This window comes from Jeotgalicoccus aerolatus (assembly GCF_014635205.1).
Classification (GTDB): domain Bacteria; phylum Bacillota; class Bacilli; order Staphylococcales; family Salinicoccaceae; genus Jeotgalicoccus; species Jeotgalicoccus aerolatus.
In genome coordinates, this window is record NZ_BMCN01000001.1 from 81,858 (window position 1) to 95,443 (window position 13,586).

At 41.0% G+C, this 13,586-nt stretch carries 14 protein-coding genes and 1 riboswitch; of the genes, 9 read left to right on the top strand and 5 right to left on the bottom strand.

Annotation, left to right across the window (positions count from 1 at the left end):
- Window positions 1-5 precede the first annotated feature (5 nt).
- A complete protein-coding gene (locus IEU81_RS00530; protein ID WP_308807830.1) occupies window positions 6-386 on the bottom strand; it encodes a GGDEF domain-containing protein in 381 nt (126 codons plus the stop codon).
- 28 nt (window positions 387-414) lie between these two features.
- On the opposite strand from IEU81_RS00530, the gene IEU81_RS00535 reads away from it, so the two are divergent.
- The gene (locus IEU81_RS00535; protein ID WP_186089790.1) at window positions 415-825 is read left to right on the top strand and encodes a hypothetical protein; all 411 of its coding nucleotides are present in this window, start codon (window positions 415-417) and stop codon (window positions 823-825) included.
- A gap of 365 nt (window positions 826-1,190) precedes the next feature.
- The gene (locus tag IEU81_RS00540) at window positions 1,191-1,658 is read left to right on the top strand and encodes a hypothetical protein (RefSeq protein ID WP_092600187.1); all 468 of its coding nucleotides are present in this window, start codon (window positions 1,191-1,193) and stop codon (window positions 1,656-1,658) included.
- Window positions 1,659-1,712: 54 nt separating this feature from the next.
- Here IEU81_RS00540 and IEU81_RS00545 read toward each other — a convergent pair whose 3' ends face one another.
- Together IEU81_RS00545 and IEU81_RS00550 are read right to left on the bottom strand one after the other, a co-directional pair.
- Window positions 1,713-2,288, bottom strand: a complete 576-nt coding sequence (locus tag IEU81_RS00545; RefSeq protein WP_186089791.1) for a DUF4352 domain-containing protein — start codon at window positions 2,286-2,288, stop codon at window positions 1,713-1,715.
- Window positions 2,289-2,364: 76 nt separating this feature from the next.
- Entirely contained in the window at window positions 2,365-3,282 is a 918-nt protein-coding gene (locus IEU81_RS00550) for a 1,4-dihydroxy-2-naphthoate polyprenyltransferase (protein ID WP_186089793.1), read from the bottom strand.
- Between the two features lie 143 nt (window positions 3,283-3,425).
- On the opposite strand from IEU81_RS00550, the gene IEU81_RS00555 reads away from it, so the two are divergent.
- The 5 genes from IEU81_RS00555 to menE are packed head-to-tail and all read left to right on the top strand — an operon-like array spanning window position 3,426 to window position 9,447.
- A complete protein-coding gene (locus IEU81_RS00555) occupies window positions 3,426-4,793 on the top strand; it encodes an isochorismate synthase (RefSeq protein WP_231957110.1) in 1,368 nt (455 codons plus the stop codon).
- Window positions 4,756-6,423 carry a 2-succinyl-5-enolpyruvyl-6-hydroxy-3-cyclohexene-1-carboxylic-acid synthase gene (gene menD, locus IEU81_RS00560; RefSeq protein WP_186089796.1) on the top strand — a complete coding sequence of 556 codons (1,668 nt, stop codon included), beginning with the start codon at window positions 4,756-4,758 and terminating at the stop codon, window positions 6,421-6,423. Before IEU81_RS00555 ends, menD begins: the two co-directional genes overlap by 38 nt.
- Window positions 6,413-7,204, top strand: coding sequence for a 2-succinyl-6-hydroxy-2,4-cyclohexadiene-1-carboxylate synthase (gene menH, locus IEU81_RS00565; RefSeq protein ID WP_176760677.1), 792 nt, complete (start codon window positions 6,413-6,415; stop codon window positions 7,202-7,204). The genes menD and menH overlap by 11 nt, the downstream gene beginning before the upstream one ends.
- Window positions 7,201-8,019 carry a 1,4-dihydroxy-2-naphthoyl-CoA synthase gene (gene menB / locus IEU81_RS00570; protein WP_092600204.1) on the top strand — a complete coding sequence of 273 codons (819 nt, stop codon included), beginning with the start codon at window positions 7,201-7,203 and terminating at the stop codon, window positions 8,017-8,019. Before menH ends, menB begins: the two co-directional genes overlap by 4 nt.
- Before the next feature lie 57 nt (window positions 8,020-8,076).
- Window positions 8,077-9,447, top strand: coding sequence for an o-succinylbenzoate--CoA ligase (gene menE, locus IEU81_RS00575; protein WP_186089798.1), 1,371 nt, complete (start codon window positions 8,077-8,079; stop codon window positions 9,445-9,447).
- Window positions 9,448-9,479: 32 nt separating this feature from the next.
- Here menE and yidD read toward each other — a convergent pair whose 3' ends face one another.
- Window positions 9,480-9,713, bottom strand: a complete 234-nt coding sequence (gene yidD / locus IEU81_RS00580; protein WP_092600210.1) for a membrane protein insertion efficiency factor YidD — start codon at window positions 9,711-9,713, stop codon at window positions 9,480-9,482.
- Window positions 9,714-9,789: 76 nt separating this feature from the next.
- Between yidD and ytkD the strand changes: the two genes are divergently transcribed.
- Window positions 9,790-10,248, top strand: coding sequence for an RNA deprotection pyrophosphohydrolase (ytkD, locus tag IEU81_RS00585; protein WP_092600213.1), 459 nt, complete (start codon window positions 9,790-9,792; stop codon window positions 10,246-10,248).
- 106 nt (window positions 10,249-10,354) lie between these two features.
- Here ytkD and pckA read toward each other — a convergent pair whose 3' ends face one another.
- Entirely contained in the window at window positions 10,355-11,929 is a 1,575-nt protein-coding gene (gene pckA, locus IEU81_RS00590) for a phosphoenolpyruvate carboxykinase (ATP) (RefSeq protein ID WP_186089800.1), read from the bottom strand.
- A gap of 266 nt (window positions 11,930-12,195) precedes the next feature.
- Window positions 12,196-12,299, top strand: a riboswitch (SAM riboswitch).
- A 98-nt stretch (window positions 12,300-12,397) separates the two neighbouring features.
- Here pckA and metK point away from each other — a divergent pair.
- Entirely contained in the window at window positions 12,398-13,582 is a 1,185-nt protein-coding gene (metK, locus tag IEU81_RS00595; RefSeq protein WP_115884049.1) for a methionine adenosyltransferase, read from the top strand.
- Window positions 13,583-13,586 lie beyond the last annotated feature (4 nt).

A 13,586-nucleotide genomic window follows, 5' to 3' on the forward strand; every position in this document is an offset into this window, starting at 1 on the left:
GCGACCTAGTTTTTTGCGATATAAAGCCTTTCGTCAGCTGTATCATAGAGTTCTTGAATACTTGTGTTTTCTTCTGGTGATTTTGCAATGCCTATAGAGACAGTAATTTTAACTATCTGTGTGTTGTCGTTAGCGACTATATCTAGATGCTCAATATCACTTCTAATCTTCTCAGCGATCGTATTTACTTCACTTAATGAAAAATCCCTTAAAATAATTGAAAATTCTTCGCCGCCAACCCGTCCAACTGGAGCATCTTTAGTAACGACATTTTTAAGTGTATCTGAAACTTTTTTCAATACCATATCTCCTGTGATATGACCGTATTTGTCACTAATATCACATATTCTGCATAATTTTAGATGGAACTGTTTGATAAAATTAATCCATACTTAATTTTAGGGGATTTATCATATGAAGAAATTGTTTATTTTTTCAGGTTTAACACTTGCACTGGCTGCATGCGGTAACGGAGCTGATGAGGCGAAGAGTGAAGAAACGCATGAGGCGCATGAGGAGAGCGGGGAGCATCATCACGAGCATGTTTTAGATATCAATCTGACTGTGGATAACGAAGCGGATCCGAACGTTATCAGTGTAGAATTATTAAATGACGGCGAGGCTTATGAAGCAGACCGGGTGAGATTTGAAGTTCAGGCGCCTGAAGAAGAAGATACAGTATGGCTGAACGCTGAACATCAGGGCGAAGGTGTGTATACTGCTGAAGCTGCGGAAGTTGAAGCGGGCGAACATACGATTGTTGCGCACATCAACGGACCTGAAGAACTTCACGAACATACAGAAGAAGTATTTGAAATTAAATAATAAATGTATCATTTATAAAAGTTGTTTAGCTTAGTTAATTTAGAAGTTGAACAGTTTGATAAGGCATGTTCCTTGTAACTTTCAAGGGATGTGCCTTTTAATCTTTTCATTATATGCAGGCTTCTTTGGCCGGAAGACAACGGCGATTTCTATTTTATATATTCAACGGTTTTTATCAACACTTATAAAAATAGCGATAGATAGAATAATCAGCAGTATAAAAGCGATACCGATGCCGCTCAAAATTTCAATCATATAGTCGACTCCTTTTGATAATTGATATTCCATATAATGTAACATAATTGTTTTCAATGTACATTTAATGATAAAATTATATAAACGATAAAAAGGAAGTTGGCAGATTGATGGACCCATTATTAGTATGGCTTAATGTTCTTATTTTACTTGTTGCATTCATCGCTTTAGTCGTCGGATTAAGTGTATACTCGTCAAGAAAACGCGCGGATATTATGGTGACTCAGCCCTTGTTAATGATCGATGAGGTCGGCTGGAGAAAAGATGACCGCGGCATGTATAAAATGTTCAGAGTAGAGAACAGAAATAACAACCCGTTTCATATTGAGAAAGTTTATATCAAAGGGTATGACTTCACTACTAAATATCATTACATCAAGGAAGAGGATGAAAATGATGTCGTCATTCTGAAGTTTTATATGCAGCCTGATCAGACGATGAATTTCCGTATTCGTATTATTTACAGAGATTTCAATAACAAATCACATGTCATGATGTCGGTCCGTATGGATATGGAAGGCGGAGAATTGACTTACGAAGCGGAAGGTACGAAGTTTATACTGACGAAAACGAAATAAGTTTAACAATATCTAAATAAAAAGACAGCACATCAAAGTGCTGTCTTTTGTTATTTATTCTTCTGTTGCTTCTTCAGATTCTAATTCAAGTTCAATTTCATGGTCGAGTGATTCTGTTTCTTCAACCGGATTTTCTCTCGCCTGCAGGTGAGTTGGAAGTTCCGGATCTAGTGGCCCGTAAGCAACGACTGTTGTTGCACTGTCGCCAGGTTCCACCATTTCACTGGCAGCGGCTTTGCCGTCTGCAAATTCCCCTTCATCGTCCAGGTCCATCGTATAGTTTTCAGTCGGCGCGTCTCCTGTATCGCTGACTTGGCGAATTGCCATGTCCAGACTGAATGCTTCTGATGGTGTTGAAGTACGTTCAGAAGTATTTGTATACTCAAACTCAACCGCAACAGCTTGGACTGTCGTTTCATTGCCTTCGGCGTCTGTTGCCGGTATTTCAACTGGTGTAAAATTAGTAAAAGTGTAGTCACCGTTTACGCCTGAATATGTCAGTGCGTCTTCTGATGTCTCTTCAGCAGTTTCTTCTTCAGTGCCTGCTTCTTCTGTGCTCTCCCCGTTACATGCTGCAAGCAGTAACATACTCGCCAGTCCTCCGGCGAACAACGTGCGTTTCAACTGCATGATAAAATCCCCCTAAATTGTTTGTTTCATCTACATTATATAGCTCATGTAGTTAAATTACAATTTTACAGAGAAATTATATGCCAGTAATTCCGTAAATGATCAGACCAATCGTCAGCAGCAGTCCCATAATAGTATTCAGTTTACCCATAGAAGCCATTGCCGGTATTAATTCAGGCGGTGTATCTCCTTTTTTCATCAGCATAATCGTCTTCATCGCAAGCGGTATAGACAGCAGCGGAATGAGCAGAAACAGTGAGCCCATCGATGTAAAGAATGTGATGTAGATTAGAAATACATAGCTGAAGATTAGAAGAACTGCAGCTGTCATAACAGCAATCGGCTTACCGACGAGTATAACGTATGTTTTTCTGCCGCTTTCTTTATCTTTTTTACGGTCGCGTATATTATTCGCCATATTCAACAGGCCAATTGTAATGGCCGGCGGAATGCTCATCAGCAGCGGAAATACGTGCAGAGTACCGGTATGGATGGAGAAGGTAATCATAATGATCACAGTTCCCATAAAGAATCCGGCAAAGATTTCACCAAAAGGTGTCCATGATATCGGCACCGGACCGCCGGTATACAAATAGCCGACTGCCATCGATACCGCACCTATGACGAGTATCCACCATGATGAATTAATCGTTATTATAATGCCGATAACGGCAGCAATGCCGTAAAATATAAGTGCAATTGTCAAAACGAGGCGGGGGCTCATGCCATTTCTGACGATGGCACCTGCGATTCCGACGGATTCATGGGAATCCAGACCGCGTTTGAAATCGTAATATTCGTTAAACATATTCGTCGCTGACTGTATTAATATCGTTGCGATTAACATGAGGAAAAACATCCCCCAGCGTATATCAGCGAACAGTAATACACTTGCTGTTCCGACAAAAACAGGCACAAAACTTGCTGTTAATGTGTGCGGACGCGTCAGCATCAGATATTTTTTAAATCCAGTGTGTACTTGTGCTTCCTGCATGACTTTCTCCTTTAAAACATGATGGCTTTAATTTTATCATATTTAAGGGTTGTCCATACACACAGTAGTAAAAAAATGATAAAATAGAGTTAATTATGATGAAAGTAGTGTGACTCATGAAATTACAATCGTCTCGAACATTTATGGAGAATATCAGTCTGGATTCTGACAGGCAATATCTGACGCTGCATATTCCTGTGAGTGAATATAATATTGACGAAGAAAAAATATTTACATATTTTAACGAATCAAAGGGCTCACGCTATTGGTTCAAGTCAAAAGACGGCACTTATAATGTCGTCGGTATTAATTATATAGAAAGCATGTGGCGCAATAAGTTTCAGCCGGAACTAGTCACGGCGAGTAAAAATGCCTTATATGCCAAGCTGCAGCAGGAAGCGCTCGGGGATGATTTGAAATCAAAACTGAGCTTATTTGGCGGGACTTTATTTGATGATAAAGACACGACAGATGAATGGAACGACTTCAAAATGGTTGAATTCCAGCTGCCAGAGTGGCAGTTTGATCTTAAAAACCAGGAAGTGTTTTTAACCCGCAGTAAAGAAGGACTGAATACGGACGGACTGCTGGAAGAAATCGACCAGATTTTGACTGAAATTGAAGAGACGGAAATTACTGAAAAAGAAAAACCCGTCGTTAAAAGTAAAAGAGATATCTTCCCGAAAGAATGGAAGGGACTCGTTGAAGAAGCGGTAAATAATTTAAATGATGAATTTAAGAAGGTCGTTCTGGCCAGACAAAAACTCATTACTTTTGAGTCAAAAGCTAAACGTCTGTATTTAATCAGAAGACTGAAAGATGAAGCGGACACTTATACGATTTATTATGAAAAAAATAAGTCCACCTTCGTTTCAAAAACGCCTGAAAAACTGTTTTCAATTGATGGTGAAGTTCTTAACACTAATGCTGTTGCAGGCTCTATTCAGCGTGTTGATGACCAGGAGCAAAATAAGGTGCAGACCGACTTCCTTTTAAACGATGAAAAAAATCTTTTCGAACATCGGGTAGTCAGAGAATCGATTGTGAATGATATTTCTCCGTTTTCAGAAGGCATGAATTACAAAAAGAATCCGCTCTTAATGAAAAATAAATATATTTACCACTTATATACTCCGATTCAGGCAATGTTAAAAGCAGGTGCTGATGAATTTAATATTCTAAAAGAAATTCATCCGACACCGGCAGTCGGCGGACTGCCGAAGGCATTGGCGAAAGAATATATTAAAGAACATGAATATGGGACGAGAGGACTGTATGCAGCACCGCTCGGTATTATTCATGAAGATAAGGAATGTGAATTTGCTGTCGGACTCCGCTCTATGCTGATTTCAGCACGCAGTGCAACGCTTTTTGCCGGCTGCGGCATCGTTAAAGGATCAGATCCTGAAGCTGAGTTTTTAGAGACAGAAGTTAAGTTCACACCGATGTTGAACGTCTTGGAGGCGACTACTAATGAACTACACACAAGCACTGACGGTACAAACGTTTAGTATTATAGATGCATTATATGAATACGGCATGACAGAAATAGTCATTAGTCCGGGGTCCCGCTCAACACCGCTTGCCATCGCTGCAGAACTGCATGAAGGCATTAAAACTTATATTCATCCGGACGAGCGGGGTGCCGGTTACTTTGCGGCCGGTCTGACTAAAAAAAGACGTCAGCCGGTCGGTATGCTGTGCACTTCGGGAACTGCTGCGGCCAATTACACACCGGCAGTAGCAGAAGCGGGGCTCAGCCACCTGCCTTTGGTTGTAATGACCTCTGATCGTCCGCACGAACTTAAAAACGTCGGCGCACCGCAGGCGATCGAACAGAATAATATGTTTAATAACTTTGTACGCTACCAGACAGAGCTGCCGATTGCAGACGATCACAACAGTGCCGAGTCACTGATTAACGATAAAGTGCTCCAGGCCAGTCAGTATTTTAACGGCATTAATATGGGACCGGTTCATTTTAATATCCCGGTCCGCGAGCCGATTATGCCGGACGTGAACCGTGTCGATTTGTTTAAACGTCAGCAGAAAGATATGACGCCGGCGCTGACGATTCCGGGCAATATAAAGAAATTATCGGGCGCCGGCCTGGTAATCATCGGTGAAACGGCAGAAGATTTAAGTCCGCTCGCACCCATTCTTAATCAGGGCAATATTATCGCTGTCTGCGATCCAAGACAAAATGTGCGGACAATTTTATCAGATGCAGTCGTTAATCACGATATGATGTTTTCGAATTTTGATGAAGACCAGTTTAATACTATAAATGACAATCTTGATTTTATTATCCGAATCGGTGAGCCGGTAACATCAAAACAGACCAATGCATTTTTAAAATCAACTTCAGTGCCGCAATATTTAATCAGTGAATTCCAGGATATTAAACCGTTCCCGGTGACTCCGGATGTCACTTATGCCGGTACTGTAAATGAAATATTGCCGAGATTAATCGGTGAGGATTTTAACAGCAGTCTTAAAGCGTCATTCCTCAATTTATCAAAAGATATTCACAGTTATATCGACAGCAATATTGGCCAGTACGATGATGAAGGCCGCTACGTTTATGATATTATTCAGCAGACTAGTGAAGAAAGGACATTTTTCTTATCGAGCAGCATGCCGATCAGGGATTTTGAACGTTATGATACTAAAGTCCAGCATGATGTCTTTGCAAATAGGGGAGCCAACGGAATTGACGGTGTCATTTCCAGTGCACTCGGCATCGCTGAAAAAGATCAGGTTACTATGCTGATTGGCGATGTATCGATGAATCACGATTTAAACAGTCTGCTGCTTGCTAAACTGGAAAATATCGATTTTACGGTCATTGTATTTAATAATAACGGCGGCAACATTTTCAGCTACTTGCCACAATATGCGCACAAACCGCATTTTGAAAGACTGTTCGGTACACCGCTCGACCTGAATTTTGAACACGCAGCCAATCTTTATGATTATCACTATACTCAGCTTGAATCACCCGCTGATTTAAAGGCAGATATGCTGAATCAAAAAGGACGCCAGCTGATCGAAATTAAAACTGACAGAGACCATAATTTAGACAGCCATAATCAATTAAAAGCGCAGCTTAAAAAGCTGGTGACTGATTTTGAATTTTAATTACGAATATTTAGACCGCGGTAAAAGCCGGACGATTCTTCTGCTGCACGGGTTTTTATCGTCTAAAGAAAGTATGCGCCGTGTCGCAGACGGTCTTAAAGATATTAGAAATGTGATGTTGGTAGATTTACCGGGCTTCGGCCAAACGAAGAGCGCGGATATCGACTACAGTATGGATACGATTGCAGATGGCTTAGTGAGTCTGATGAAACATCATGATATTCATCAGTTTGATGTTCTGGGTTATTCTATGGGCGGACGGACGGCGCTCGCTTTAACGGCGTCCTATCCAAAAATGATTAACAAATGTATATTAGAGAGTGCCTCACCGGGTATTATCGATGCTGAGAAGAGAGCAGAAAGGTACAAAATTGATTCTGAGCGGAGTAATTTTATCGTTAAAGATTATGATGCTTTTCTTAAATTTTGGCAGGACATGCCACTGTTTAACAGTCAGCAGCGTATAAGCCCTGAACTGTTAAACGCCCAGCATCAGGAAAGACTGACTCAGCAGCCAAAAGAGGCAGCGGACAGTCTGCTTAAATACGGCACAGGTGTTCAGCGGTCATACTGGGAAGATTTAAGTCAGCTGGATAATGATTTTTACCTGATTGCCGGCAGTGATGACGAGAAGTTTGTTGCTGTAGCACAATCGATGTCAGAACGCTTGAAAAGTGCTAAACTAAATATAGTTGAGCATGCAGGACATAATGTTCATCTTGAAAATTATCATTCGTACATAAAACAAGTACGGGATTATCTTAAGGAGGATAACTCATGACAAGAGTTTGGGAAACACTTAAAGAATATAAAGAGATAAAGTATGAATTTTACAACGGTATCGCTAAAGTAACAATTAACCGACCGGAAGTGCGCAATGCATTTACGCCGGATACGGTTGCGGAAATGATCGATGCATTTACACGCGCCAGAGACGATCAGCGCGTATCCGTAATTGTCTTAACTGGTGAAGGGGATCTTGCATTCTGCTCAGGCGGAGACCAGAAAAAACGCGGACACGGCGGCTACGTCGGTTCTGATGAAGTCCCGCGTTTAAATGTACTGGACTTACAGCGTTTGATCCGCGTCATTCCTAAACCGGTCATTGCTATGGTCGCAGGTTATGCCATTGGCGGCGGACATGTCCTTCATGTGGTATGTGACCTAACAATTGCTGCTGACAATGCACGCTTTGGCCAGACAGGACCGAAAGTCGGTTCATTTGATGCCGGTTACGGTTCAGGTTATTTAGCGCGTATCGTCGGTCACAAAAAAGCGCGTGAAATCTGGTACTTATGCCGTCAATATGACGCTCAGGAAGCACTGGATATGGGCTTAGTCAATACGGTAGTACCGCTTGACCGTCTTGAAGATGAGACTGTTGAATGGTGTGAAGATATTATGAAACACTCGCCGACAGCGCTTCGTTTCTTAAAAGCTTCAATGAACGCTGATACTGACGGACTTGCTGGACTCCAGCAGCTGGCAGGAGACGCAACACTGCTGTATTACACGACAGATGAGGCAAAAGAAGGACGCGATGCATTTAAAGAAAAACGCGAACCTGACTTTTCTCAATTCCCTAAATTCCCGTAAACTGAATATATTTAAAATCCAACACCCGTCTCTGATGGGTGTTTTTGAGGTGAAGTAATGTCTTATAAATGGCTTGAAACCGCGAGTTTTACTTATCCGGATCATATTGCTGTTAAATATAACGGTGAAACTTTAACGTATCAAAAACTGTATATGCACGCGCATTCTTTAGGGACGCATCTTCAATCATTGAAGAAAAAAAGGGTAGGTTTATATATCGATAACTCTTTGGATTCAGTAAAACTGATTCACGGCTTAATGCTGCTCGGCGTTGAAATGGTCATGCTGAATACAAGATTGACCGCTCTTGAAATGAAGAGCCAGCTGGACGATGTGTCGGTCGATACGGTAATCGCAACACGGTCCTTAGAGATTCCTAATATAAACGTAATTCCTTTTAATGAAATTTACGCGCTGCCGTCAGAGACGTTTATGGTCAACCAGCCGAATCCAGATGATGTATTGTCGATTATGTTTACTTCCGGTACGACCGGGCGGGCTAAAGCTGTGCCTCAAACGTATAGAAATCATGAGGCCAGTCATTTAAACTGTCAAAAGCATTTTATGTATGATGAAACGAGCAGCTGGCTGATGGTTAATCCTGTCTTTCATATTTCGGGGCTGTCTATTTTGTTCAGAACAGTCCTTGTTGGATGTACTTTAATTGTTGAAAACAAATTCAATCCATCTCGTGTATGGCACATTTTAGAACAGGATAAAGTGACTCATACCAGTATGGTGCCGGTAATGCTGAAACGGCTAATGAATTCAAATGGCATCCATTATTTAAAAGGGCTGCTGCTCGGCGGTGCAAGTACGACACCGCATCTGCTTGAACAGTCTATCGAGAAAAATTTGCCAGTTTACAATTCTTTTGGCATGACTGAAACATGTTCTCAAATCGTCCAAATCTCATATCAGGACCCTAAAATTTTGAGTGGTGCAGTCGGCAATGTGGCAGGTTATGATATTAAAATTAAAGAGAAGACGGATGAACTGCTGATTAAAGGGGACAGTGTCGTTAAAGATTATTTAAATGCAGATTTAAAATTAGAAGACGGTTATTTCAATACAGGAGATCTCGCAACTATTGATGCGGACGGCTATTTATATATATTAGACCGCAGGAGTGATTTGATTATCAGCGGCGGGGAGAATATTTATCCCAAAGAAATTGAAGATGCTGTATATATGATGGCGGATGTGAACCGCTGTGTCGTCATTAAAAAAGATGATGAAGAGTGGGGGAGCGTGCCTGTGCTGCTGCTGGAAGATACGGTAGATGAAACGGCACTGCTTGATCATTTAAGTCAACAGCTCGCTAAATATAAAATGCCGAGGGAAATTCACTACGTCGATAAAATACTGATGACGTCGACGGGTAAAATATCCCGAAGTAAAAATCAAAAAATGTTTCTGGAGCAGTAATTACAGGTATGGATTAAGAAGGGCATATTGACCTATGAATTCTTTTTGTTTTTATTTATTGGAACAGGGTCAAAACCGCCTTCGTGGAATGGATGGCATTTTATAATACGTTTGGTTGCCAAAAAGCTGCCTTTAAAAGCACCGTGCTCGGCCAGCGCTTCGAGCGCATAATTCGAACAAGTCGGGTAAAACCTGCAAGTTGGCGGTGACATTGGCGAAATATATTTCTGGTAAAAATGAACAGAGCCGATTAATACTTTTTTCATTAAAGCATCACCTTTATAAAATTAATATAACTATTGTAAGCCGATATTCAAATGAGTGCAACCGGGAGGGGTTTAAATGAAAACATTTACTGATAATCAGGGCAGGCGTGTCACGCTTGTCAGCAGCTATGTTGAAAACACTGAGCATGTGTTAATTATTCCTAAATTTAACGGACAGTTTTTACTAACAAGCCATAAACAGCGCGGGCTGGAATTTCCAGGCGGCAAAGTAGAACCTGGTGAATCATTAGTCGAAGGCGCTCAGCGCGAACTCTACGAAGAAACAGGCGGCCTGGTTGGCAATCTGCACTTTGTCGGTACATATACAGTACATGACGGTGACAGCACATTTAGTAAGGCTGCATTCTGCTGTAATATTGAACGGCTCGATCAGCTGAAACATTATTATGAAACGGATGGGCCGATGCTCGTTGATCATATCGATGATATTAAAGAAGATGAGAAGAGTGAACTGCTAAAAGATGACTGCATCATATTTTTATATAATGAAGTGCGTGAAAATGGCTGTCAGTAATTGAATTTAATTTTCTGACATAAAAATTTCCAGAAAAAAATAATCCGTACGCTAGACTTCGAGGAGTCTAGCGTACGGATTTCTTTGTTTTGTAGTCAATATAATATTAGAATCCGCCTTTTTCAGCAATAGCTGCTGATTCTTCACCGAATTTTTTGAAGTTCTCAATGAACTGATCTTTAAGACCTTGTGCTTTTTCATTGTATGCATCTTTTGATTCCCAAGTGTTAATCGGTGCAAGAATTTCTTCTGGAACACCTGTCACTGATTTAGGAATTGACAGACCGAACATTTCATCTGTCACGAATTCTCCGAGTTCAAGTTCTCCGCTGATTGCTCTGCGTACCATTGAACGCGTGTGTGCCAGATTCATACGTTTACCAACACCGTATTCACCGCCAGTCCAACCTGTGTTTACAAGATATACGTTAACGTTGTGCTTGTCGATTAAATCTCCAAGCATGTTCGCATACACTGTAGCATGGAGCGGTAAGAATGGTGAGCCGAAACATGTTGAGAATACAGGCTGCGGAGTTGTTACGCCGCGCTCAGTTCCAGCGAGTTTAGAAGTAAAGCCGCTTAGGAAGTGATACATTGCCTGATCTTTATTTAATTTCGCGATTGGAGGCAGGACACCAAATGCATCTGCTGTTAAGAAAATAATTGTTTTCGGATGACCGGCAACTGAAGGAATACGCGCGTTATCGATATGATTCAGCGGGTATGCTGCACGAGAATTTTCAGTCAGTGAACCGTCGTCGTAATCCGGATTGCCGTCTGAATCGATAACAACGTTTTCAAGTACAGAACCAAATTTAATCGCTTCAAAAATTTCAGGCTCTTTTTCTTTCGATAAATTAATTGTTTTCGCGTAGCAGCCGCCTTCGATGTTAAATACACCGTCGTCGTTCCAGCCGTGCTCATCGTCACCGATCAGGTCGCGTTCAGGGTCAGCAGATAATGTTGTTTTACCTGTTCCGGATAGTCCGAAGAAGAGAGCAACGTCTTTGTTTTCACCGACGTTGGCGCTGCAGTGCATGCTGAGTACGCCTGCTTCAGGAAGCAGGTAGTTCATAATAGAGAAGATAGATTTCTTCATTTCTCCGCCGTACTCTGTACCGCCGATTAAAATGATTTTCTTCTCAAGTGAAACGAGGACGAACACTTCTGAACTTGTACCGTCAACAGCAGGATCTGCTTTAAATGTTGGTGCAGATACAATTGTAAATTCCGGATCAATTGCTAATGCTTCATCTTTTGTTTCAGGGCGGATAAACATCGTTTTAGCGAACATGTTATGCCAGCTGAATTCATTCACTACTTGCAGTTTAAGCTGTGTTTGAGGGTCAGCGCCGGCATAGCCGTTAAAGACAAATAATTCTTCTTTACTGTCTAAATATGTAGTCACTTTATCAAATAAATTATCGAAAACTTCTTCTGAAATTGGCTGGTTTACTTCTCCCCAGTCAACTTTGTCTGCGGATACGCTGTCTTTGACGATGAAACGGTCTTTCGGACTGCGTCCAGTATATTCGCCGGTCTGCGCACGGAGAGCACCCGTATTAGTCAGTACTGCTTCACCGCGTCTGACAGATGCTTCAACGAGTTCAGCGTTTGAGAGCTGTTGGTGTGTTGATGTCTTATTAACAAGATCTTTGATTAAACTTTTATGATTAACCATGATTCGCCTCCAGAATATTATTCATTTAACACATTATTTAGAAATTAGTATAACACATTAGTTTTTATGTTTACACAATAACAATATAAGGATTATTTATATTGAATTCTATTTTACAACAATAAACCATAAGTTTAAATTATTTAATAGAACAAAAATATTAAGTATTTATTTACTGATATAGTTCTTACAGCTGTTTACAGGCTAAATAATTCTGCTTAATCTTGATTTGATTATTACTATAATGTAAGATGTATTTAAGTTATCTCTTATCCAGAGGTGGTGGAGGGATTCAAACCCTGTGAAGCCAGAGCAACCTCCTTTTCAAGAAAGGTGCTAAAGAATGCAGAGTAATTCTGAGCGATAAGGGAAAAGGGCGAGCCTTTTTCTCTGTTTATTATGGAGAAAAAGGCTTTATTTTTTGCTTTTGAGAGATAGCTAAATTAGCTATAAAGGAGAAATTTTTAAATGTCAGAACGTAAATTATTTACTTCGGAGTCAGTCACAGAAGGGCATCCCGATAAAATTGCAGACCAGATTTCAGATGCGATTCTCGATGCAATTTTAGAAGGAGATCCATACGCGCGCGTCGCTTGTGAGACTGTAGTTAATACAGGTCTCGCTATGATTGTCGGGGAAATCAGTACAGAAACTTATGTAGATATTCCGAGAACAGTCAGAGAAACAGTTAAAGAAATCGGTTATGTCGATGCAAAGTACGGTTTTGATTATAAGACGATGTCAGTACTGACCGGTATCGATGAACAGTCTGAAGATATTGCAGTCGGTGTGAACAATGCTTTTGAAACGAGAGAATCTCAAGGTGTATCTACCGGTGCAGGAGACCAGGGTTTAATGTTCGGCTATGCAACAAACGAAACGAAAGAGTTTATGCCGCTGCCAATTTCATTAGCCCATAAAATTTCACGCCGCTTAACTGAAGTGCGTAAAGATAATACAATTTCATACTTGCGTCCGGACGGTAAGTCGCAAGTCACGGTGGAATATGGAGAAAACGGCCAGCCAAAACGTGTCGATACGATTGTTATTTCAACGCAGCACCATGAAAACATTCCGGCAACTGAAATATATGAAGATATTTTAAAACATGTCATTCAGGCAGTGGTTCCTGAAAACCTATTAGATGAAGAAACTAAATATTTCATCAATCCGACAGGGCGGTTTGTGATCGGCGGGCCGCAGGGAGATGCCGGTTTAACCGGACGTAAAATTATCGTCGACACATACGGCGGCTATGCGCGTCATGGCGGCGGTGCATTCAGCGGCAAGGATCCGACAAAAGTAGACCGCTCTGCAGCATATGCTGCGCGCTATATCGCAAAGAACATAGTAGCAAGCGGTGCCGCTGATAAATGTGAAATTCAGCTCGCATATGCAATTGGTGTATCACAGCCGGTTTCTATTGCTGTCGATACTTTCGGCACAGGGAAATATAATGAAGAAAAAATTACAACAGTCATCAGAGAACTGTTTAATTTATCACCAGATGGTATTATAGATATGCTAAACTTGAGAAGACCAATTTATAAACAAACTGCGAGTTATGGACATTTTGGTCGCACTGACATCGACTTGCCTTGGGAAAGACTGGACAAAGTTGATGCTCTAAAAGATCTTCTTAGAAATAGCTAATTTA